The organism is Rhodococcus sp. NPDC055024 (genome assembly GCF_053608585.1).
Genome location: NZ_JBSGVT010000013.1, coordinates 84762 through 108027 on the forward strand (window position 1 = coordinate 84762; position 23266 = coordinate 108027).

Below are 23266 nucleotides of genomic sequence, written 5' to 3' on the forward strand. Positions count from 1 at the left end.
AGGAACCAACGATCACGTATCGGTCGACAGCATCTGGTTCGCGATCTGCAATGCCGAGTCTTCTGCGGCATCCAACGCCTGTGACTGCTCGGCAGTGATGTTGTCGCACAGCCAATCCCAGTGCATCGTCACCACGGCGCCCGGGACGGGCGTCGCCGCAAGTGAGCGGCCGTCAACGCTCCATCGCACTCGTTGCGTTACCGGCGTGCCGCGTGCGAGTTTCTCACCGTCGAACTCGAGCGGGGACGAAACCACCAACGCGTGCTCCTCGCCGACGTCCTCGACCACTCCCCATCTGATCCGGCAATTCTGGAGGACGGACAGAGGGACCGTACCGCGCTTCCGAAGCAGTTTGACCCACGGATACACCAGAAGTACGTGAAAGCTGTGGTGAGCGAGCGCGCGGTCCCGATCCCCGAGGACGGGGAGGAACCCGGTGTTCTCGCGTTCACCGAAGGCTGTTCTCAGGTGCTGCAACAACTTCCCCGAATCGAGAGAGTCGAGGAGATCACCTCCCACCCAATAAGCTTCGATCACTCGCGAATCCAGGGGGTCGTCGATGCCCGCACTTACGGCCAATGCCTCGAGGTACGGCCACGCACCGTCGAATTGACGAGCGCGGTCACGGTCGCCACTCGCCGAGATGCCGTGGGCCTGTCGAAGCAGCACCGAAGGATCGTCGGGTCCGCAGTACCCCAACTCGTTCGGCGGATACGCGTAACGAGCAAACAACACCGGCCCGTCCATACCGACGGCAGTCATCAGCAAATCCGCGGAAGTTGTTCACCCGCCGGCAAATCCACTACCCGATTGCCTCCCAATGCTGTTCGCGCCACCACCATTCCGCGATGTTCGGCCACGCACTTCCCGATCACGGCAGCTCCCACACTCAGGGGATTGGCGCGCATCGCTTCCAGAACTCGGTCGGCATCTTCGCGTGGAACGAAAGCGATCAACTTGCCCTCGTTTGCGACGTACAACGGATCCAAGCCGAGTAGCCCACAGGCATCGCGCACATCAGCGGGAATCGGCAGATCTCGCTCCACCAGCGCAATCCCGATGTTCGACGCCTGAGCGATCTCGTTGAGGGTCGCGGCAACTCCGCCCCGGGTAGGGTCGCGCAAAACATGGATGTCGACGTCGGTGGCAATCATGTCGGCGACCACGCCGTTCAAGGAAGCGCAATCACTGCGCACCTCGGTCCCGAATTCGAGACCTTCGCGACAACTCATCACGGCCACTCCGTGAACGCCGATGTCGCCGCTGACTATCACGACGTCACCTTCTTGTGCGCGGGTGGGATTGATGTCCACACCATCGGCGACAATCCCGATCCCCGCGGTGTTGATGAAGACTCCGTCGCCGTGACCGGCATCGACAACCTTGGTATCACCCGTCACCAGTCGGACGCCGGCAATGTGCGCGGCCCGCCCGAGTGCCTTCGCGATTCCCGCGATGTCGGTCAGCGCCGTCCCTTCCTCGAGGATGAATGCCGTCGACATCACCAATGGCTGCGCTCCCGCCATCGCCAGGTCGTTCACCGTTCCGTTGACAGCAAGGTCACCGATCGTTCCGCCGGGAAACACCATGGGTTTCACGACGTACGAGTCGGTCGAGAAGGCGAGCCGCACCCCGCCGACGTCGAACACGGCCGCGTCACCGAGTTCTGCATCGGCAGCGCTTCCGAACGAGGGCAGGAACAGGTGCTCGATGAGCTCGGCGGACATCGCTCCCCCACCACCGTGCCCCATGACGATGTTCGGCGAATCACGCAGCGGCAGTGGGCAGACCCACGCCGACAAGTCCGCGACAGCAGTCTCCTCAGCCGGCATGACCCGCCTCCTGAAGTTCCAGGCGCCGGTACAGATAGTACGCAGCGCACGCCCCCTCGGAAGACACCATCGTGGCACCGAGCGGATTCCGCGGAGTGCATTCCTTCCCGAAGGCACTGCACTCGTGTGGCTTGATCAAGCCTTGCAACACTTCTCCGGAACGGCAGACGCTCGACTCGTCAGTATGGATATCGGTCACCGAAAAACGCTCTTCGGCATCAAAATACGCATACTTCGGTGCCAGCTGCCAACCGCTGTCCGGGATCGATCCGATGCCGCGCCAGGTCCGATCCGACACCGCGAATACGTCCTCGAGCATCGCCTTCGCTGCGGTATTGCCCTCGGCCGTCACAGCACGGGCATAGGCATTTTCGACCTCGTATCGACCCGATTCCAACTGCAGCACCGTCTTTCTGATGCCCTCCAGCAGATCCAGTGGCTCGAATCCGGTGACGACGATCGGGACCTTGTACTTCTCGGCCAGCGCCGGATACTCCGACGTTCCCATCACACTGCACACATGCCCGGCCGCCAGAAATGCCTGCACGCGGCACTCTGGCGAGTCCATAATCGCGGCCATCGCCGGCGGGACCAGAACATGCGAGACGAGTAGCGAGAAGTTCTCGATACCCAGGCGATTGGCCTGATAGACGGTCATGGCGTTGGCCGGCGCGGTGGTCTCGAATCCGATCCCGAAGAACACCACTTGCCGGTCCGGATTCTCCTTGGCAATGGACAGAGCATCCAACGGTGAGTACACCACCCGCACGTCGCCGCCGGCGCTCTTGATCCGGAACAGATCCGACGAACTCCCCGGAACTCGCAACATGTCCCCGAAGGAGCAGAAAATGACATCGGGTCTTGCCGCGATTTCGAGAGCTTTGTCGATGATCTCGAGCGGGGTGACGCAGACCGGGCATCCGGGTCCGTGGATCATCTCGATCTGTTGCGGAAGTAGTTGATCGATGCCGTGTCTGATGATCGAATGTGTCTGACCACCACACACTTCCATGATCGCCCATCGCCGTGTGGCCAGCGCGCGGATCTGATCCAGCAGTTTCCCGGCCAGTTCCGGATCGGAGAACTCGTCCAGATACTTCATGATTCTTTCTCCTTCGGTTCGATCCCCGCGGCCCGGGCAGCCCTCTCGAACCCGTCACCGAATTCCTCTTCGAGTACGCCGAGGTGCTCGAATTCCGCCAGCGTGCTGCGAGCGGATTCCTCGTCGAGTCGCTGGATGGCAAATCCGACGTGCACCACGACGTACTCGCCGACTTGGGCGCCCGGAATGTACTCGAGGCACACTTCTTTTCGGACGCCACCGAAGTTCACCACCGACATCGTCGTTCCGTCGCGTTCCTCCAGGGACTCGATACGTCCTGGTACGGCTAAGCACATGGCACAACTCCTGACCTCATGACGAACTCCCGACCAGCACTTGGCCGTAGGCGAGACCGCCGTCGTTCGGTGGTAACTCCAGTCCTGTCAGCGGCATGAATCCAGCGGCTGCGAGCAGAGCACACGCCCGAACGAGCAGGAGAGGGTTCTGGAAGACACCTCCGGTGAGTACTACCTCGTCCACTCCCGCCAATTCCCGACCACGAATTGCCCACTCGAGCACCAGGTGCGCTACGGATTCGTGGAAACGGGCGCCGATCACTTCGGCGGGCACCTTCTCCCGGAGATCGCGGACAACAGCCCGAATGACCGACCGAGGATCTGCTGTCCACGAATCGTCGTCCGACTGCACCGCGTCGAAGGTGTACCGCGAACCGGCGCTGTCGACTCCCCGCGAAACCCCCTCCAACTCGATGGCAGCCTGCGCTTCGTAGTCGACCCTCTGTCGGACCCCGGTCAGTGAGGAGACTGCGTCGAACAACCGCCCCATGCTGGAGGTGTCCACACACCCGAAACCGGTCTCCAACTGATGAAGTAGAACCGACTGCTCTCGGGGTGGACATGCTGCCACGGGCGCGAGGTCGGATTCCCAGTCCAACCCCGCATGCCACAGGTGGGCGAGCGCCATTCGGTACGGCCGTTCCACTCCGGCATCGCCCCCGGGCAGCGGTACGTATCCCAGATGCGCGAGACGGCGATAACCCTTGTACGTCGCCATCAGTAGTTCCCCTCCCCACACTGCGCCGTCCGCCCCGTAGCCGGTGCCGTCGAACGCTATTCCGAGAACTGGTTCGCTCCCGTCCCGGCCGTTCTCCCCCATCACGGAAGCCACATGTGCGTGGTGATGCCCGACGACGCGCACCGGTCGGTCACCACTACGACTGCGAGCCCACGAGGACGAGTGATACCGCGGATGCTCGTCACAGGCAATCTGGTGCGGCACTACTCCCGTGATCGATTCGAAGTGACTCTCCGACGCAGCAAAACTGTCGATGACAGCAAGGTCGCCCATGTCTCCGATGTGCTGACTCGGCCACACATATCCGCCCTCTGCAAGACAGAAGGTGTTCTTCAGGTCGGCCCCGACCGCCAAGGTAGGCGGTACGTCGAACGGCGCGGTGACGGGCAGCGGTGCATATCCGCGCGAGCGACGAAGCAACTGTCGTCGGCTGTCCACTATTCGCAGCACCGAGTCGTCACACGGCATCAAGATCGGACGGTTGTGGGTCAATACCCCGTCGGCCAAGTCACCCAATCGATCGAGATCGTTGTCGGAGTACAGAATCGGCTCTCCACCGATGTTCGCCGATGTCATGACCAACACCGCCGGGCCCGCAGCATCTCGGGCCAAACCCAGAAGAAGATGCTGAATCGGGTTGTAGGCCAGCATGATTCCGATATCCGGAATGCCGGGCGCAACCGAGGGCGAAAGTGCATAGCCAGACGCTTTGGCAACCAGCACTATCGGACGCGCGCGCGAGGACATGGCATCGGCCTCAGCATCCCCGACCGCACCCAGCTCTCCGGCTTCTCGCACATCTCGCACCATCACCGCCAACGGCTTGCTTGCTCGATGTTTGCGTTCACGCAATTCGTGGACCACGCGATCGTCGTGGGCATCGCAGGCCAGGTGGAACCCTCCAATCCCCTTGACCGCAAGAATCTTCCCGTCTCGTAGTAGCGATCGGGCTCGTAGCAGTGCGGCCTCGCCGCTCACCGCGTCCGTGCCCCGTTCCACGAATGAGAGCGTCGGACCGCACTCCGGGCAGGCAATCGGTTGCGCGTGAAACCGCCGGTCCGAGGGATCCACGTACTCCGCCGCACAGGTCGCGCACAACGGGAACCGTTTCATCGTCGTGGCGGCCCGGTCGTAGGGCAGCGACTCGATGATCGTGAATCGTGGACCACAATTGGTACAGGTGATGAAGGGATGACGAAATCGTCGATCGCTCGGATCGGTCAGTTCGCGGAGGCAATCGTCGCAGATCCCGACGTCGGCCGGCGCCAAGGTGCGCCCGACCGACCCCGCATCCGTCTCGATTATGCAAAACCCCTGACGACCTACCGGCCGCGAGTCCTCGCGCTCTACCGACTCCACCCGGGCCAGCGGTGGGGGGCGGTTGCGCACCCGAGCGACAAATGCATCGATTGCCTCTCCGTCGCCTTCGACGTCGATCACGACACCGAGAGCAGAATTTCCCACCGAACCCGAGAGTCCCAGCTCGGTGGCAGTCGCATGAACGAACGGCCGGAATCCCACCCCCTGGACTACGCCGCGAACGATGACACGGCAGGCGATCATCATGTCCCGACCTCGCCCGTACCAGTATCGGAGTCGTCGATCTCACCGTCATGATCACCACGGCCCATCAGTTCGAGGCCGGCCCGAGCGTGGCGTGCTCCCTGCTCGTCGACCTTCTCGACTGCAAAACCCATGTGGATCACTACCCAGTCACCTGCCGTGACGGCGCCTTCGTCGAGCATTCCGATGTTGACCTTGCGTGGTGCACCTTCCACGTCGACGAGGGCGAGTTGACCGCCGTATCCCTCCAGTAGTTCGCGTACCCGTCCCGGAATCCCCAGACACATGACTCACACCTCCGGCCCCAGTGTGGTGGCATCACAATCCACGTCGATCGACCGGACGAGTGCCATCACCGCAGAGGCGGCTTGCCCTACCGAATCACGCATCTCTGCACTCAATCCGATTCCGTCGCCAATCGATTTCGCGTGTGCCCCCACCACGAACGTCCGCGGGAGTGTTCCGCCGAGGGCTTGCAGGCTGGCAAACACCGAACTCGGATGCATCGAGTGTGCGTCGAAACCTCCTTGCGGACCTTCACTTTCGGGGTCCACTTCGATGATCGCGAGCTTCCCCGGGACTCCGGTCACCGGTAAGGCGTCGATCAGCACCAGCGCGTCCCACGACTCCAACAAGTCGTAGGCCAGATGCACGCCCCGAATCCCGTAGTCGACCAGGCGAGCTCCCGACGGGAGAATCTCATGCTGCAGCGCCCGAACAACTTCGGGGCCGAATCCGTCGTCTTCGAGAAATATGTTTCCGACACCTGCAATCAGCACGCGCACAGCGTTTTACATCTTTCGCATTCGCAGATAACGCTGGATGTCCGGCATCGACACCACCAGAACGACCGCGGCTGCGATCGCGGTGGCGCCGAGAAGTGCCGTCGACAGCAATCCCATGTTCCTCATGGCGAGTTCTCCTCTCGATAGCTGTGAAGTCCGATAGCTGTGAATTACGTCAACTCACGCTGTCTCGCGGCATCGGCTCTATCTCGTCCGGCGCGAAGTACAGGTAGCGGCCGTACCAGTTGTGCAGATCGGCGGCCGGATCGTCCAAGAGTGTCACCCCAACATGAATGTCGCCGTCCACGTCTTCATGAATGGTCGCGACGTGGGCGATCCGGCCGTCGAAGAACAGGTCCTGAGCATCAGCGCGACGTGAGGGGTGAAGCCGAACTGTACTTCCACCACAGACGCGGACGCCGTTGATCAGAACTGCGTCGGTGCGTGGTTGAACACTGGTGTCGGCTTCCGGGGTCCACCAGTCCACACCGTCAGGCACCTCGGGTATCAGATCAGAACCGGCGTGCGGATCTCGCAGCACACCGTGCAGGCCGGCTAGATCATCGTCCGTCAAGCGCTCACATCGGTCGATGATGTCGGAAGCTTTGGCGTCGGTTGCCCGCGCCCGCGCTTTTTCCTCATCGGTCATGGCGAGGATTCTCAGGGTGAGAATTTCGTCGATCTCCGTCGAATCGAAGAGAGATCCCTCGCTCTGCGGCGCAATCTCGGGAAAGTCGTACAAGATGATCGGTGACACCAGAACGGTGGGCGATGTACCAGGGTGAGTGGGGTCCGCGGTCCCCGCAAGCACCGGATAACAGCGATTTTGCCGCAGCGACTCCGAGTGATCTGCGTCGTCGAACAACGACAGGAACCTCGAGCCTGTGCAGCTCACAATGACGTGAGTGCCGAGCATCGATTGCGCCGTGGCCGTGCCCTTGTCCCTTGCGTCGACGCTCGTGGCGTTCATGATCTTCGCGGAAATCACCGTGCGTCCGTCTCCGGCGGAGGCGCTCACTTCCAAGAAGCCATTCACCGGAAGCCGTGTCCGAACGATCCGTCCGACTACTCTGCCCCGCGAGTCCGACAGAGTCTCTCCGTCGACAACTCCCGCCGCGCAGAAAATTTCTTCGACACCGGCCTCGAGTTCGTCCACACCCCACGGACCCAACACGATCTCGGTTTCGGTGGCTTCGTCCCACGAGATCGACTCACGCTCGTCGAATACCAACCGATCGACCGGGATCCACGCGCCGCCGGCGCCGAGTCGTTCAACCGTCCGCGACTGGTGATGCAGAAATCTCACAGTCGCAGTCACTTCGACGGGGTCGGCAGCAGGGCCCCTCCGCTCGAATTCGCCGAGCAGGCACTGCGCGGACATCGACGGTTCCTCGCCGACTCCGACCTCGGCGGCGCCTGGCGGTCCGAGAACCCCGAACTGCCAACGGGATTGATTCTTCGCCGAGCCGGCACGGTAAGGATAAAGAAGATATCCCTCGTACAGGACAGCGTCGGCCACGGCCCGAACGTCGTGATCCATCTCCGTTCGGGTCATCGCTGCACCTGGCTCGCCGTCAGCAACTGCCGCACGGCTGAATCGAGGTCCGTGAGGCCGTGAGCTGCCTTGAATCGCACGAGATCGGCAATCGTCTCATGGTCGAGGCGTACCCAACCAGAGGCCGGATAATGCGTGGCCATCAGCTGTTTCCACACATCGACCGGCAATTCGTAGGCAGCAGATCTGTCCCACGGGATCTGCTGGACCGAGAAACCGCGCTGCCCGTCGGTGAATACGGTTCCGCTCAGTAGAACCACGATCGGAATTGTTCCGTCACCGAGTGCGTGCATGTACTTCGACGCCGTCACCGCGAAGTCGTACGTACACGCCATGGGTAAGGCCGCGACCGTTGTTCCGGTGAATCCTTGAACGACCGTGGAGCATTCCATCCACAGGAAGGTGCGCAGCGTACTCGACCAACGCTCGCGCGGACCGAAGAGATCGCGCAGACCTTCGCCTTCCGCGTCGGAGTACGGTCGGCGGTGCGGTTCGATTCGAACCTGCGCGCGCAGAGCCACCGCACGGACGGTCGCGCCGGTGGATTCCGACATCCTCAATCTCACCGTCAGATTCGGCGTAACCGCGTACGGTTCCACCTCCACGTTGTCGACCGAGAAGTCGAGAACAGTCATGCCGACCTGCTTCGCGCCTCGACGCGCCCGAAGAACTCGTCCACTGCGCGTGCGGCATCCTGACCACCGTCGAATCCGCGCCACACGGACCGCAACCGTCCCACCAGTTCGTAACAGGCGTCGATGGGAACAACAAAGCATCTCGGCGATTGTCCTGACGTGGGCACCGACACGATCAACGCCTCGACGTCGGCCCGCATCTGCGAAAGCCCCGGATTCTCCGCGAGTACAGTCTCGAACGAGTCGATGGGCAACTCGGATTCGGTAGCTCCGGCCGGTCCCGGGTAAAAGACTATGTACTTGTCGAGGGATGAGTTTCGAAAGAAGAATGCCAGGCCGACGGGGATTTCCAGAGACTCCCACCGGCCAGGTCCGAGGTCGAAGTTCGGAAATTCGAGATACCGATCGGGAACCGCCTTGTATCGAAGGTCCGCGTCGACCGGCGCAAAAAGTAGATAGCAGGGACGGCACACGCACATCAGGCTCCGGACCTGTACGTCCACGACGTGTTGGTGTTCGTCGCCTATGCCCGCCGCACACATCTCACACCGCGGTCCGGTCGGAACGGCACGCGTCGTGGCGATTCGTGTGAGCACTTCTCCCACAGTGACTTTCATGACACAGTGACTTTCATGACCGGGCTGCGTTCACGGCTAGGTCACCGGTATCACTGAATCGTCAGCAAGCGCGACCGAGAGCACCCCGTCGCGAATCAGCACCGGCACCGGCGCCAGGTGCTCGGAGCCGGTGCCCACCCGCGCTCCCGCTCCGTACACACTGAAGTGGGCAGAGCACGTCGGACAGGTGAGGACGGCGGCGTCTCGGGCAGGTCGGCCCATCATGCGTTCGAGCACAGCCCCCGCCATCGAGCGCTCACACACTGGGCAATGGTCGCGATACGCGTACAGATCGTCACCGGAGCGACAGACCAACAGATCGGTGCCCGATACCCGGAACCCCGCGACCTCGCCCACGTCGACTTCGGCGAATTCGGGGACCTCCACCCAGTGCGCACCTCCCCCGCCTGCGTGTACGTGCGAGAACAAGGACTCGACCGAGATCACACCCGACTTCACCTCGTGCGGGTCGGGTGTTTCGACGTCTATTCCGGTGGTCTCTGGTGCCGCCGCCTGCACCGCATCCTGAACGGCGGTTTCGAGGGTGACCGAGGACGAAGGACAGCTGTTACAGCTCCCGAGAAGCCGTAGTCGCACCACGCCGCCCGCCACCTCGATCAGTTCGACGTCGCCGCCATGCGAACCGAGGTACGGACGGACGCTGTCGAGCGCAGTGCGGACGCGGGTCTCCACGTCGTGTGGGTGAAGTCCGTGCACCAGTAGCAGGCTGGACACCAGATCGTCGCGAACCATCGCATCCATCGTGGCCGGATCCGCCAGCGCGACGGTGCGTTCGAGTGCTGCGCCGTACAACTGCACGACCTCACGCACCAGTTGCTCGGCGCGATCTTTGGCCACCGGGCCTGCACCGGCATTGGCCTGCAACAACGTCTCGATGCGCTCACCTGCTCCGCGCCAGTAGTCGGCCGATTGTTCCATCGATCACTCCCCGGTCACGGACTGCGTCGGCGAGTGCAACTTCTCCAGGGTCTTACCGCCGCCGAGGTACATGTGGACGCCGCACGGCAGGCAAGGATCGAAACTACGCACGGTCCGCATGATGTCGATGCCCTTGAAGTGGTCCCGATCGTTCTCCTCGAAGATCGGCTGACCCTGCACGGCATCCTCGTATGGACCGGGGGTTCCGTAGCTGTCGCGCGGGCTCGCATTCCACGGGGTCGGTGGGTACGGGTGATAGTTCGCGATCTTTCCGTCACGAATCACCATGTGATGTGAGAGAACTCCGCGGACGGCTTCGGTGAATCCGCAGCCGATACCCTCGTCCGGGACCTCGAACGACTCCCATGTCTTGGTGCGGCCGGCCCGGATCTCGACAAGCGCCTTCTCGGCGAAATGAAGGGCAGCGGCCGCTGCATACGCCTGGAAATAGGTTCGCGCACGGTTCCTTTCGAGAGTGTTGCTGCCGTGTTCCGGAATTTTCCACTCCAGCGAGACCGGACCCTTCAACGCTGTTTTCGGAAGATTGATCTTCACACTGTGTCCGGTCGACTCGAGGTATCCGATGTCGACCAGGCCGGCAAGAGCGGTGCTCCACAGACGAGCCAATGCTCCCCCGCCGGTGTCCAGAGCGAGATTGTCTTTTCCGTCGAACCATCGCGGAGACATAACCCAGCTGTACTTGTCCTCGAGGTTCCGCTTCTGCGGTTGGGGGTTGGTGTGTTGATTCCAGGGGTGCCTGCGATCGACCGGGTTACCCAGCGGATCGGCTTTGACGAACATCTCCTGATCACTCCAGTCCTCGTAATACGAGGAGCCAAGCATGATTCGGATACCGAGGTTGATGTCCACCAGATCCGTGGTGACCAACTTTCCGTCGACAACCACACCGGGAGTGACAAACATCTTCCGTCCCCAGTCGGTCATGTCCTTGTACGAAAAATTGCAGTACTCGGGGTCTTGGAACGAACCCCAACAACCCAGCAAGGTCCGCCGCAGGCCCACCTTTTCGTAACCAGGCAGCGCCTCGTAGAAGAAGTCGAACAGGTCGTCGTGCATGGGCACGACCTTTTTCATGAATTCGACGTACCGCATCAGCCGTGACATGTAGTCCGTCATCAGTTCGATCGTCGCGACCGTGCCGACCCCACCGGGATAGAGCGTCGACGGGTGGACGTGCCTACCCTCCATCAGGCAGAACATTTCACGGGTCGAACGCGAGACTTGCAGCGCCTCCCGATAGAACTCACCCGTGAACGGATTGAGAGTCCGCATGATGTCGGCGATCGTACGATAACCATGCTGATCCTCGTGCGGGCAGCGCGTGTTCTCCGCCTGCGCCAACACACCGGGATTCGTCTCGGAGACCATCTTCTCGCAGTAGTCGACCGCGACCAGATTCTCTTGAAAGATGTTGTGGTCGAACATGTACTCGGCGGCCTCGCCGAGATTGACGATCCACTCGCCCAGATGCGGAGGCTTGACGCCGTACGCCATGTTCTGTGCGTAGCACGAGCACGTGGCGTGATTGTCACCGCAGATGCCGCAGATACGACTGGTGATGAAATGCGCGTCGCGCGGGTCCTTCCCCTTCATGAACAGGGAATACCCACGAAAGATCGACGACGTGCTGTGGCACTCCACCACTTCGCGATTGGCGAAGTCGATCTTGGTGTAGATGCCCAGGCTGCCGACGATTCGGGTGATGGGGTCCCACGCCATCTCGACAAGACCGTCGCGGTCCGCAGTCGAGGTGGGTTCGGGAACGATGGCCGTCATTGCAGTGCCTCCCAGAGACGTTGCTCACGAACTAATTTGAATGTATCCGGTCGGTCACCACGTACGCGTTGCACCCGTGAGCAACTTCGACCCGCGCTCGCGCCAGTGCGGTTCCTTGTCCAACGTGTGACCGGTGATCCGGCGCAGACTGTGAATCACGGACCCGTACATTCCCACCGCATTGGTGGAGAGTTTGCCGCCGGGCGGTTCATCCATGAACGGCATGAACTTGTCGGGGAACCCCGGCATCGTGCACCCGATACAGATCCCGCCGACGTTGGGACACCCGCCAACTCCGTTGATCCAACCGCGCTTGGGGACATTGCATTTCACGACCGGTCCCCAACACCCGAGTTTGACAATGCACTTCGGTGACCCGTACTCCGTCGCGAACTCGCCCTGTTCGTAGTATCCGCCACGGTCACAGCCCTCGTGAACGGTGGCACCGAAAAGCCACTGCGGGCGCAGGGATTCGTCCAAGGGAATCATCGGCGCCTGGTCAGTGGCCATGTACAGAAGATAGGTCAGGGTCTCGGAGAGGTTGTCCGGCTGAATGGGACACCCGGGAACGCACACGATCGGGATGCCCGCCTTCGATTTCCAGGTCCACCCGAGATAGTCCGGCACGCCCATCGCACCGGTCGGATTGCCGGCCATCGCATGTATGCCGCCGTAGGTCGCGCACGTTCCGACCGCAACTACCGCAGTCGCTTTCGGCGCCAACTTGTCGAGCCATTCGCTCGTGGTGACCGGTTGGCCGGTTTCGCGATTGTTCCCGAAGCCACACCAGTACCCTTCGTCGTGGAGTTTCTCATTCGGTATCGATCCTTCGACAACAAGAACGAAGGGTTCTAATTCTCCCCGGTCGGCTTTCCAGAACCACTCGAGGAAATCGTCGGCGCCACCCTGCGGTCCGCATTCGAAGTCGATGAGCGGCCAATGAACCGCTACTTGAGGCAGGCCGGGCAACGCCCCGAGCGCGATCTCCTCGATGCTGGGTTGTGTGGCGGCAGTCAGCGCCACCGAGTCACCGTCGCAACTGAGACCGGCATTGATCCACAGCACGTGGATCAAAGTTTCTTCCGCTTTCGCCGCTGCACTTCGGGAGGTCGCTGCGCTTTCGGAGGCAGGTTCCGCCGTGGTGCCAGCAGTCGATTTTTGTGTGTCCATGTCAGCAGCTTTCACGGGTGCACTTGCGCCTTGACTCTCAGCGCCGCGACTGGCCTGACACGCAATGGCCTCAAAACTCCGTGGCCTCAAAACTCTGTGGCCTCGAATTGCCGCGGCACCGAAATGCTGACGCCACCGGAGTCGAACCTCGGCCCTCTTGCGTGGCACCCACTCATTTCATTAACTACCCGAGCAGATCAGTTGTCAACGGCCACCGGAGAAATCGCCGAACGACTACCGATCCACTCGTACCACTCGTCCAAGCCCTCACCCGTCGTAGCGGACAAAACAAGTACGCGCACAGCAGGATTGAGGATTTTCGCTTGCGCCACACACGCATCGACGTCGAAGTCGACGTACGGGAGCAAGTCGATCTTGTTGATCACCACGAGGTCCGCGACGGCAAAGATGTGCGGGTACTTTTTGGGCTTGTCATCCCCCTCCGGTGTGGAAATTAGGACAACCTTGCCTTCCTCGCCCAGGTCGAAGAGCGCGGGGCACACCAGGTTTCCGACGTTTTCGATCAGAAGCAGCGACTCGTCTGCGGGATCCAGGGCGCGCAGCGCGCGGTCGATCATCTCGGCATCGAGGTGACATCCGGCCCCGGTGTTCACCTGGACCACCGACGCACCGGCATCACGAATCCGCTCGGCGTCGAGCCGGGTTTCCTGATCACCTTCGATCACTGCGACAGGTCGTTGCCGTTCCAGTTCCCGGATCGTTCGCGCCAGCAACGTCGTCTTCCCCGCGCCGGGCGAACTCATGATGTTGAGCGCCGTAATTCCGCGCGCCCGCATCCTCTCACGATTGTTCAGTGCAATGCCGTCGTTCTTGGCAAGCACCTGCTGCTCGAGAATCACAGTGTGGTCGGGGTGTCCGTGCTCATGGTCATGTCCGTGGCCGTGGCCGTGGCCATGTTCATGATCGTGGCCATGGCCGTGTTCCTGCTCGTGTTCTCCGTCTTCGACTACCGAAACCCGAGGTCCTGTGGTGTCCCCGCACCCACACGTCGCGCACATGCTCAGCTCACTTCCATCGACAGGATCCGCAACTCTCGGCCGGCAAGCACCTCCACATCAGCACTGCCGCATTCACACAGCAAGAACATGTCGGGCGGCGAGAACGTCACACCGCAGCTTTTGCATAACGCGCTGGTGGCAATCTGATCTATGTGCAAGCTGGCACCTTCGGCGTGAGTACCCGCAGTGACGACGTCGAAGCAGAACAGCAGGGAGTGCGGAACCACCGCGCAGAGTTGCCCTACTTCAAGCCGCACGCTCGATACCCGTCGCTCGCCGGCACGCTCACACACGGCTTCGACCACACTCTGCGCAATAGAAAGCTCGTGCACGGTGAAACCCACGATTCGTGATGCGGAAACCTCCCTTCCACGATAAGCACCATCGGTCGCTGTACGTAACCCGTACACGAAAACAGGCTGCGATCCGCAACTGATTGCGGATCGCAGCCTGTGACAGCGTTATTCGTGCGACGAACGCCGAAGAGAAGGGTTACGGGTTCGGAACCGGCACCTTCGTCGTCGTCGTGGTCGTCGACGTCGCTGTTGTTGTCGGGGGCGCCGTCGTCGCATCCGTGCCCGCTACCGGTGAAGTCGGAACGGTCGACGTCGGCGTCACTGCCGCCGAACCCGTCGGAGTGGCTACCGCTCCCGATGTGACCGACGCCGATCCTGCCGCAGGGACCTGTGACGTGGTTGCGGGCGCTCCGGCAGATCCCGTGGAGCCTGTGGCCCCGGCCGGTGCCTGACCGGTTCCGGTGCCTTCAGCCACCGCGGCATCGCCTTCCGCATTGCCGTCAGCCATGTAGGCATCAACTGCAGCGCTGATCTGTTCCGGGGTCGGCTTCGCCGTTGTGTCGACGGGCTTTCCTTCCTTCGCCTGCTGGGCGAGGTAAGTGAGCCAGGCCGCTGCGTACTGAGCTGAAGTCAACGGCTTGCCATTGGCAGCATCCGCATCACGCCAGTAATCGAAGTGGTGTCCGACATCCGGAGCGAGTGTCTGCTGGTAGGGGTCGCTCAAGATCACGGGAATCGTGTTCTGGTTGGTAGCGATCAGACCGACGATCTCCTTGAAGAGCTTCTGCGGCAGATATGCCAGCGGAGACACCTTGTCGGCGGACACCGTCTCACCATCGGCTACGGGCGCCGGCGCGGGTGTTTTTCCGGGCTTGTACTCCGGATCCGAGACCTTGAGCATCACCTGAAGGAACGTCTCGTCACTCTGCATCCAGTTGGGATTGGACGAAATGTCTGCGAACGCCTCGAAGACGATCTGGCCGAACACCACCGCGACGTCCTGACCGGTGGCCGGGTTCAGACCCTGCGCTTCGAGTTGGTCGATGTTCAACTGCCGACCGACATTTGCCGCCAAGATCAACAGAGAGATGTTGCTGGGAGCCGAGCAGGTGAAGTCACCGTCCGAGCAGAAGGACGCGACCTTGCCGTTCAGCTTGCCGAAACCTCCGGCAGTGCCGGGGAGTACACCTTCGCCAGGTGTCGCGGAGGTGCCGTTCTGGTACTTCGTATTGAAGTTATCCGGGTTCGTGAACGGATTCTTGGCACCGAGGAACGTACCGTCGCCGGCTTCACGGCCTGCATCCGCCAGCATGACCACACCGACAACCTTGTCCGGGTCGACCCCGAACTCGTTGTTCTCCTGCGTACCGATGTCCATCGCGACGCGACGCACCACATCGGCGCCTTCGCTGTACCCGACGATCGAGAACTGAGTCTTCGGGCATTCCTTGGCGATGGCACTCATCACGGACTGCGTGTTTGCAGCGCCGGCAGCGACGGCGTCCTCGTAGGACGCCATGTTGGCCGGGTACGCGATGTACACAGCCGCGTACGAGCCGGGCTTGTTCGCGTTGACGGAGCCTGCCGGGTTGATCACCTGGTCGACGCGTTCACTCTTGTAGTCACCGGACAGGGCGGCAGGAAGGGGCTTCCCGTCGGCTCCCAGCAACATCTTCACCGTCGAAGCGTCCGGTGTGTCGTGTCGACCGGCAACCGCGATGCTCACCATGTCGTGACACTCGGTGACCGAAGACGTCAATTGTGTCTCGATCGTGCGTGACTCCGGAGAGTCCACAGCGACCGCAACCGCGACCAGTGCGGCCACGCCGAGCGCTGCGGGCGCTACTGCACCCGCCAGTATTCGATGTCGCGAAAAGAACCCACGAACCGGCATATCTTCTCCCCAATCAGCTTTGGAAAACGTACGACCGACCCCCGGGGCGTCACGCAACGTCATTCGAGTAGTCGTCCAGTACGAGAGGAGCGTTACAGGAGGTAACGATTTTCCCGGGCGGCCCGCGTGGATTTTCATCTCGTCGCAGGCTCATAAACGCTGCATAACGCCAGCGTGACGCTACTCCGAGTCGAAAATAATGACCTGTCGGATTGCTTTTCCGTCCGCCAGTTCGTCCATACCGGAATTGATGTCGGCCAATTCGATTCGCGAGGAGATCAGCTTCTCGACCGGTAGCTTCCCGTCTCGCCACAGCTGCGCGTAGATCGGGATGTCGCGAGCCGGGACGGCGGATCCGAGGTAACTGCCGATGATGGTCCGCGCTTCGGCGACCAGCCCGAGAGGTGAGATCGACGAGCGTGCGTCAGGCGCCGGCAACCCGACCGTGACGGTCGTGCCACCCGCTGCCGTCGCAGCCACCGCTGTCTCGAAGGCCCGAGCATTTCCCGCGGCCTCGACGACGATGTCTGCGCGAACGCCACTCTCGGACAGGCCGGACGGTGTGAAGACCTCGGTCGCGCCCAGTTCCAGGGCCTGGGCCAACTTCGACTCCAGTGCGTCGACCCCGATGACGTTTTCGACCCCGAGTGCGCGCGCCGTCAGGATGGCGGCCATCCCGACTCCGCCCAAGCCGACCACCATCACCGTGTCGGCCGGGCGAGGCTTGGCCGCGTTGAGCAGCGCTCCCCCGCCGGTCAACACAGCGCAACCGAGGACGGCTGCAATCTCGGCCGGGATGTCGTCGTCGACGGCAACTACCGACTTGGCGTTGACCACCGCATGCGTTGCGAAACCCGAAACGCCGAGATGATGTTTGACGTCCTCACCGGAGCGCCTCAGCCGTTGCGCGCCACCGAGCAAATTGCCGTCGTTGTTGGCGGCGCTGCCCACCGTGCACGGCATCCGCCCGTCGGTGGCGCATCCCGCACAATCACCGCACCGCGGAAGAAACGTCATCACGACGCGGGCGCCAACCGACAGCGAATCGACTCCTTCCCCGACCTCGACGATCCGACCGGCCGCCTCGTGCCCCAACAACATCGGCACGGGACGAACACGATTCCCGTCGACCACGGAGAGGTCGGAGTGACAAAGCCCGGCAGCTTCGATCTTGACGAGGATCTCGCCGGGGCCCGGGGATTCGAGATCAAGCTCCGAAATCGAAATCGGGGTCGACTTGGCAAAGGGACGCTCCCGGCCGATCTCTTCGAGCACTGCACCACGGATCTTCAACTGCACACCCCGATTTCGATTGTTCGAGCTACTTGCCCACGATCCCGCGTACCGACGCGGGGAGGTCACGAACCCGCTTGTACGGGCCGACGACGGCGGCTGCAAACGGCCTCGTCAAGAGCACCTGCGCCACCTCGAGCACCTCTTCGGAGGTGACTGCGTCGATGGTCGCGAGCGTCTGCGCAACACTGCGATGGTTGCCGTAGTTCAGCTCACTGCGACCGATACGGTTCATGCGTGAGCCTGAATCTTCCAGTGCCAGAACCAATCCGCCGCGCAGCGATCCCTTGGCGCGGGCGATCTCGGCATCGGTGATTCCGTCTCTGGCCACATTCGCGAGTACCTCACGGATCACCGTGGCGACCTCCCCGAGGTTCTCCGGCTGGCAACCCGCGTACACGGAGAACGCTCCGGTGTCCGCGAAGGTGTCGACGCCGGAATAGACGGAGTACGCGAGACCCCGCTTCTCCCGAATCTCTTGGAACAGACGAGAACTCAGTCCGCCACCCACCGCGGCGTTGAGAACCGACAATGCCCAGCGATGGCCCTCGTGCCGGCCGAACGCACGAACCCCGAGAGCAAGGTGGACCTGCTCGCTGTCGCGATGGGTCAAGCTCAGTTCAGGCATCGTTCGCAAACGCAAAGTGCCTTCGCGCCGCGGCGCCGGCTTGACCCCACGCTCGAGATGCCCGGCAAATGCACGGCGAGCGAGCGTCACAACCTGCTTATGGTCGACGTTTCCCGCTACGGCCAGCACCATCCGCTGCGGCGTGTACCGCCGAACGTGGAAGGAATGCAACTGATTGCGCGACATCGACTCGATCGATTCGACGCTACCGATGATCGGACGACCGACAGGATGATCGCCGAACAACGCGGTCAGAAACGCGTCGCCGAGCAAGTCTTCCGGATCGTCGTCGCGCATCGCGATCTCTTCGAGCACTACTTGCCGCTCGACGTCGACGTCCGCGGTTCTGCAACGCCCGCGCAGCACGACGTCGGCGACAAGGTCCACCGCCATCGGAAGGTCGTCGTCGATCACGTGCGCGTAGAAACAGGTGTGTTCCTTCGACGTGAATGCATTGAGTTCGCCGCCCACACCGTCCATGACCTGCGCGATGTCCAACGCGGTCCGTGACGGCGTCGACTTGAACAGCAGGTGCTCGAGAAAATGCGCGGCACCGGCCACACTCGGCTGCTCGTCGCGGGAGCCGACTCCGACCCACACACCGACGGAGGCCGAACGCACACCGGGGATGAATTCGGTGACGACGCGCAGGCCGCCGGGAAGGACCGTGCGCTGCACTCCCGATTCAGGAGACTTCGCATCGATCGGCGATTTCAGCACAGCGCTGCGGCTGCGCGTGGTGTTGGGAGTGGTCTTTGCCATGAAAAGGTTCAGCAGTCCTCGGTGCAATTGAAAACAGGTATCTACAGGCTCTGTGTCTACAGACAGTACAGATGCGGCCCCGCACGGAAATCCGCGCGGGGCCGCATCAGAGTACGAAGTGAGATCTACTCGGAAGCAGCCTCGTCGGCGGCCGGAGCGGCAGCCTCGTCGTTGCCCTCTTCGACCGGGATCAGCGAGATCTTGCCGCGAGCATCGATGTCAGCGATCTCGACGCGGATCTTGGATCCGACGTTGACCACGTCTTCGACCTTGGCAATGCGCTTACCGCTGCCCAGCTTCGAGATGTGCACCAGCCCGTCGCGTCCCGGCAGGAGCGAAACGAAGGCACCGAAGGCGGTGGTCTTGACGACCGTGCCCAGGAACCGCTCGCCGACCTTGGGGAGCTGCGGGTTGGCAATGGCGTTGATCATGTCGATCGCGGCCTGTGCAGACGGTCCATCGGTAGCGCCGACGAACACGGTGCCGTCGTCTTCGATGGAGATGTTGGCACCGGTCTGCTCGGTGATGGAGTTGATCATCTTGCCCTTGGGGCCGATGACCTCACCGATCTTGTCGACGGGGACCTTGATGGCCGTCACGCGGGGAGCGAACGGGCTCATCTCGTCCGGGGTGTCGATGGCTTCCGCCATGACCTCGAGGATCGTGGTCCGTGCGTCCTTCGCCTGCGACAAAGCGCCGGCGAGAACCTGCGACGGGATGCCGTCGAGCTTCGTGTCCAGCTGCAGAGCCGTGACGAAGTCCTTGGTGCCTGCGACCTTGAAGTCCATGTCGCCGAAAGCATCTTCGGCGCCGAGGATGTCGGTCAGAGCCACGTAGCGGGTTTCACCGTCGACCTGGTCGGAAACCAGGCCCATGGCGATACCGGCAACCGGAGCACGCAGCGGCACACCCGCGTTGAGCAGCGCGAGCGTGGAAGCACACACCGAGCCCATCGAGGTGGAGCCGTTGGAGCTCAGAGCCTCGGAGACCTGGCGAATCGCGTACGGGAACTCTTCGACGCTGGGCAGAACCGGCATGAGTGCGCGCTCGGCGAGTGCACCGTGACCGATTTCGCGACGCTTCGGTGAACCGACGCGGCCCGTCTCACCGGTGGAGTACGGCGGGAAGTTGTAATGGTGCATGTAGCGCTTGCTGGTCTCGGGACCGAGCGAGTCGACCTGCTGCGCCATCTTGACCATGTCGAGAGTGGTGACGCCCAGGATCTGGGTCTCGCCGCGCTCGAACAGTGCGGAGCCGTGTGCGCGCGGGATGATCGCAACCTCGGCAGAGAGCGAACGGATGTCCGTGACGCCGCGGCCGTCGATGCGGAACTGATCGCGCAGGATGCGCTGGCGAACCAGCTTCTTGGTGAGCGAGCGGAACGCTGCTCCCAGTTCCTTCTCGCGGCCTTCGAAGTTCGGTGCAACCTGCTCGAGGACCTCGACCTTGACCTCGTCGGTCTTGTCGTCGCGTTCCTGCTTGCCGGCGATTGTCAGTGCGGCATTGAGCTTTTCGGACGCAGCGGCCTCGACGGCAGCAAAAACGTCGTCCTGGTACGCCGGGAAGACCGGGTAGTCACCCGTGGGCTTTGCAGCCTTGGATGCCAGCGCCGCCTGTGCAGCGCACAGGCGTGCGATGAACGGCTTGGCGGCCTCGAGGCCTTCGGCGACGATGGCCTCGGTCGGTGCCTGAGCGCCGTCGGCGATCTTCGCGATGACGTTGTCGGTGGCCTCGGCCTCGACCATCATGATCGCGACGTCGGCGTTGTCACCGCTGCCGGACACGACGCGGCCGGCGACGACCATGTCGAAGACGGCGTTCTCGAGCTGATCGACCGTCGGGAATGCAACCCACTGGCCGGCCTTGTTGTCCTCGGAGACGATGAGTGCAACACGCACGCCACCGACGGGTCCGGAGAACGGCAGGCCCGCGATCTGCGTCGACGCGGAAGCGGCGTTGATAGCCACGACGTCGTACAGATCCTGCGGGTTGAGGCTCATGACCGTGACGACGACCTGGATCTCGTTACGGAGACCGTCGACGAACGACGGGCGCAGCGGCCGGTCGATGAGGCGGCAGGTCAGGATCGCGTCGGTGGAGGGGCGTCCCTCACGACGGAAGAACGAACCGGGGATGCGGCCCGCTGCGTACATGCGCTCTTCGACGTCCACCGTCAGGGGGAAGAAGTCGAAGTGCTCCTTGGGGTGCTTGCTGGCGCTCGTGGCGGACAGCAGCATGGTCTCGTCGTCCAGGTACGCAACGACGGCGCCGGCAGCCTGCTGAGCAAGGCGTCCGGTCTCGAAACGGATGGTGCGGGTACCGAAAGACCCGTTGTCGATCACGGCGGTGGATTCGAACACGCCTTCGTCGACCTCTACTACGGAATTGTCTGTCATTCTTTTCTCTTCACTTCCCTCTCGTCTTCGCCGTACCCGCGCGGGCGTTTCCACCCTCCTGGTGGAAACTGCGCACCGAGGGACGTCCCCCTCTTGAATTGCAGACGCTCCTACTATGCGAGCGATTTCTGCTTCGGGACGTCACGACGTTCGGGCGGCCGTCGATCGAAGTCCGCCGGAGCTTTCGGGCACTTGCCCGGTCCGGAGAACCACTACCGACAACCGACACCACGTTCTCTGGTGCATACGGTGTGCTGACTTCGCTCTGCACAACTGCGCATTGACAACTGTGCATGTGCGCCGACAGCGGAAACTGCCTTGCGGCAGCTAACGCCGAAAGCCAGCGAAGCCCAGTATATGCGTGGCTTCGCCGGCTGACGGAGTGTTCGGCAAACCGAAGCGTGCCGTGTTGCTTTCGATCAGCGTCGTGAGAAAAATCTAGCGACGCAGGCCGAGACGCTCGATGAGCGTGCGGTAGCGAGCGACGTCGGTCTTTGCCACGTACTTCAGCAGACGACGACGGCGACCGACCATCAAGAGCAGTCCACGACGCGAGTGGTGGTCATGCTTGTGGGTCTTGAGGTGCTCGGTGAGATCGGTGATGCGCTTGGTGAGCATTGCCACCTGAGCTTCGGGCGATCCCGTGTCGGTCTCGTGCAAGCCGTACTCGCCGAGAACGACCTTCTTTTCTTCCGTGGTCAATGCCACTTGATTCACTCCTGTAATGACGTTTGCGTGAAAGGAACTAGATCGGGCGCGGCCACCGCAAACCGCAGCACGCACCGAGAGAAGATGCTACCAGCAGTAATGCGGCACATTCGCACGCCTACAGCGAATGTGGCCGCCGCCACTAACGCAGGAGAAACTCAACCAACGCTGCGCTCCGCGCTCAACCAACGCTGCGCTCTGCATCCTCACTCAGAATCTGGCGTGCGCGTTCGACATCTCGGTTCATCGCCGTGATGAGCGACTCGATCGAGTCGAACTTCTCCATACCGCGAATCCGCGAAACCAGGTCGACCGCGACGTGTTGGCCGTACAAGTCGGCTTCGGTGTCGAGAACGTATGCCTCCACGGTTCGGGTCCGGCCCGAGAAGGTCGGATTGGTACCCACAGACACTGCGGCTTGGTATCGACGACCGGGAACGACAGTCCCGAGTTCCTCACCGGCGCCCAGTACCGTGAACCAGGCCGCGTACACACCGTCGGCCGGAATGGCCGAAAACATCGGCGGTGCAACGTTGGCCGTCGGGAATCCCAACTCGCGTCCACGCTTGTCACCGTGCACGACTACACCTTCGACACGATGCGGACGACCGAGAGCTTCGGTAGCCGCTTCCATGTCACCCGCGTCGACGCACGAACGGATATAGGTGGACGAGAACGTCACCGCGTGCTCGGCAAGCAGCTGGACGCCGTCGACGGCAAAGCCGAAGCGAGCGCCCATCTCACGCAGAAGATCAACATTTCCGAGCGCCTTCTTGCCGAAGGTGAAGTTGTCCCCCACCACCACCTCGGCGACATGCAGGCGTTCGACGAGAATTTCGTGGACGTAGCGCTCGGGCGTCAACTTCATGAAATCAGCGGTGAACGGCATCACGCAGAAGACGTCGATGCCCAGATCCTGAGCCAATTCCGCACGCCGTTGCAGCGTCGTCAACTGGGCTGGATGACTACCCGGCCGCACAACCTCCATGGGATGCGGGTCGAACGTCATCAACACACTCGGAACACCACGTTTGCGGGCAGCGGCAACCGCTCTCGCTATCAATTGGGCATGCCCGCGATGCACACCGTCGAACACACCGATAGTGAGCACACAACGACCCCAATCGGCCGGAACTTCGTCGAGACCACGCCATCTCAGCACGATTGGCAGCCTACGGGTCCACTAGCGGCGGGTCACGTTCGGACCCGCCCAGCGAATCACCGCTGTGCTGCCGCTCAC

General features: G+C 62.2%; 22 protein-coding genes. All 22 read right to left on the reverse strand.

The genetic code is table 11. The features are described from left to right. Window positions 1-12: 12 nt before the first annotated feature. The 22 genes from ACWF6P_RS24560 to ACWF6P_RS24665 all read right to left on the reverse strand — a co-directional run bounded on the left by ACWF6P_RS24560 (window position 13) and on the right by ACWF6P_RS24665 (window position 23188). Window positions 13-762 carry a DUF6390 family protein gene (locus ACWF6P_RS24560; protein ID WP_452622832.1) on the reverse strand — a complete coding sequence of 250 codons (750 nt, stop codon included), beginning with the start codon at window positions 760-762 and terminating at the stop codon, window positions 13-15. Further along, window positions 762-1832: a hydrogenase expression/formation protein HypE gene (gene hypE / locus ACWF6P_RS24565; RefSeq protein ID WP_452622833.1), complete on the reverse strand. Its 1071-nt coding sequence runs from the start codon at window positions 1830-1832 to the stop codon at window positions 762-764. The genes ACWF6P_RS24560 and hypE overlap by 1 nt, the downstream gene beginning before the upstream one ends. Then, window positions 1822-2934 carry a hydrogenase formation protein HypD gene (gene hypD / locus ACWF6P_RS24570; protein WP_452622834.1) on the reverse strand — a complete coding sequence of 371 codons (1113 nt, stop codon included), beginning with the start codon at window positions 2932-2934 and terminating at the stop codon, window positions 1822-1824. Before hypD ends, hypE begins: the two co-directional genes overlap by 11 nt. Next, a complete protein-coding gene (locus ACWF6P_RS24575; RefSeq protein WP_030535597.1) occupies window positions 2931-3230 on the reverse strand; it encodes a HypC/HybG/HupF family hydrogenase formation chaperone in 300 nt (99 codons plus the stop codon). The genes hypD and ACWF6P_RS24575 overlap by 4 nt, the downstream gene beginning before the upstream one ends. A gap of 16 nt (window positions 3231-3246) precedes the next feature. After that, entirely contained in the window at window positions 3247-5535 is a 2289-nt protein-coding gene (hypF, locus tag ACWF6P_RS24580; protein ID WP_452622835.1) for a carbamoyltransferase HypF, read from the reverse strand. Continuing rightward, window positions 5532-5819 (reverse strand): HypC/HybG/HupF family hydrogenase formation chaperone, encoded by a 288-nt coding sequence (locus ACWF6P_RS24585; protein WP_452622836.1) that lies wholly within the window; start codon window positions 5817-5819, stop codon window positions 5532-5534. Before ACWF6P_RS24585 ends, hypF begins: the two co-directional genes overlap by 4 nt. A gap of 3 nt (window positions 5820-5822) precedes the next feature. After that, window positions 5823-6317 carry a hydrogenase maturation protease gene (locus ACWF6P_RS24590; protein WP_378533575.1) on the reverse strand — a complete coding sequence of 165 codons (495 nt, stop codon included), beginning with the start codon at window positions 6315-6317 and terminating at the stop codon, window positions 5823-5825. Window positions 6318-6323: 6 nt separating this feature from the next. Further along, on the reverse strand, window positions 6324-6443 hold the full coding sequence (locus ACWF6P_RS24595) for a DUF6893 family small protein (RefSeq protein WP_374227973.1): 120 nt from the start codon (window positions 6441-6443) through the stop codon (window positions 6324-6326). A gap of 49 nt (window positions 6444-6492) precedes the next feature. Further along, window positions 6493-7872 carry a hypothetical protein gene (locus ACWF6P_RS24600; RefSeq protein ID WP_452622837.1) on the reverse strand — a complete coding sequence of 460 codons (1380 nt, stop codon included), beginning with the start codon at window positions 7870-7872 and terminating at the stop codon, window positions 6493-6495. After that, on the reverse strand, window positions 7869-8507 hold the full coding sequence (locus ACWF6P_RS24605; RefSeq protein WP_452622838.1) for a DUF6084 family protein: 639 nt from the start codon (window positions 8505-8507) through the stop codon (window positions 7869-7871). Before ACWF6P_RS24605 ends, ACWF6P_RS24600 begins: the two co-directional genes overlap by 4 nt. After that, complete coding sequence (locus tag ACWF6P_RS24610; protein WP_452622839.1) at window positions 8504-9124, reverse strand: DUF5947 family protein; 621 nt, start codon at window positions 9122-9124, stop codon at window positions 8504-8506. Before ACWF6P_RS24610 ends, ACWF6P_RS24605 begins: the two co-directional genes overlap by 4 nt. A 36-nt stretch (window positions 9125-9160) precedes the next feature. Then, window positions 9161-10063, reverse strand: a complete 903-nt coding sequence (locus ACWF6P_RS24615) for a NifU family protein (RefSeq protein ID WP_452622840.1) — start codon at window positions 10061-10063, stop codon at window positions 9161-9163. A 3-nt stretch (window positions 10064-10066) separates the two neighbouring features. Further along, window positions 10067-11860 (reverse strand): nickel-dependent hydrogenase large subunit, encoded by a 1794-nt coding sequence (locus tag ACWF6P_RS24620; RefSeq protein WP_452622841.1) that lies wholly within the window; start codon window positions 11858-11860, stop codon window positions 10067-10069. 54 nt (window positions 11861-11914) lie between these two features. After that, a complete protein-coding gene (locus ACWF6P_RS24625) occupies window positions 11915-13030 on the reverse strand; it encodes an NADH-quinone oxidoreductase subunit B family protein (protein ID WP_378449942.1) in 1116 nt (371 codons plus the stop codon). A gap of 197 nt (window positions 13031-13227) precedes the next feature. After that, on the reverse strand, window positions 13228-14049 hold the full coding sequence (gene hypB, locus ACWF6P_RS24630; RefSeq protein ID WP_452622842.1) for a hydrogenase nickel incorporation protein HypB: 822 nt from the start codon (window positions 14047-14049) through the stop codon (window positions 13228-13230). A 2-nt stretch (window positions 14050-14051) separates the two neighbouring features. Continuing rightward, window positions 14052-14381 (reverse strand): hydrogenase maturation nickel metallochaperone HypA/HybF, encoded by a 330-nt coding sequence (locus ACWF6P_RS24635; RefSeq protein WP_452622914.1) that lies wholly within the window; start codon window positions 14379-14381, stop codon window positions 14052-14054. Window positions 14382-14541: 160 nt separating this feature from the next. Then, complete coding sequence (locus tag ACWF6P_RS24640) at window positions 14542-16239, reverse strand: cutinase family protein (RefSeq protein WP_452622843.1); 1698 nt, start codon at window positions 16237-16239, stop codon at window positions 14542-14544. A gap of 180 nt (window positions 16240-16419) precedes the next feature. Beyond that, a complete protein-coding gene (locus tag ACWF6P_RS24645; protein WP_452622844.1) occupies window positions 16420-17532 on the reverse strand; it encodes an alcohol dehydrogenase catalytic domain-containing protein in 1113 nt (370 codons plus the stop codon). Window positions 17533-17560: 28 nt separating this feature from the next. After that, window positions 17561-18922, reverse strand: a complete 1362-nt coding sequence (locus tag ACWF6P_RS24650) for a M16 family metallopeptidase (RefSeq protein ID WP_230813043.1) — start codon at window positions 18920-18922, stop codon at window positions 17561-17563. Window positions 18923-19047: 125 nt separating this feature from the next. Next, window positions 19048-21318 (reverse strand): polyribonucleotide nucleotidyltransferase, encoded by a 2271-nt coding sequence (locus ACWF6P_RS24655; RefSeq protein ID WP_378533586.1) that lies wholly within the window; start codon window positions 21316-21318, stop codon window positions 19048-19050. Between the two features lie 438 nt (window positions 21319-21756). Next, a complete protein-coding gene (gene rpsO, locus ACWF6P_RS24660) occupies window positions 21757-22026 on the reverse strand; it encodes a 30S ribosomal protein S15 (protein ID WP_003942254.1) in 270 nt (89 codons plus the stop codon). 181 nt (window positions 22027-22207) lie between these two features. Next, on the reverse strand, window positions 22208-23188 hold the full coding sequence (locus tag ACWF6P_RS24665; RefSeq protein ID WP_452622845.1) for a bifunctional riboflavin kinase/FAD synthetase: 981 nt from the start codon (window positions 23186-23188) through the stop codon (window positions 22208-22210). Window positions 23189-23266 lie beyond the last annotated feature (78 nt).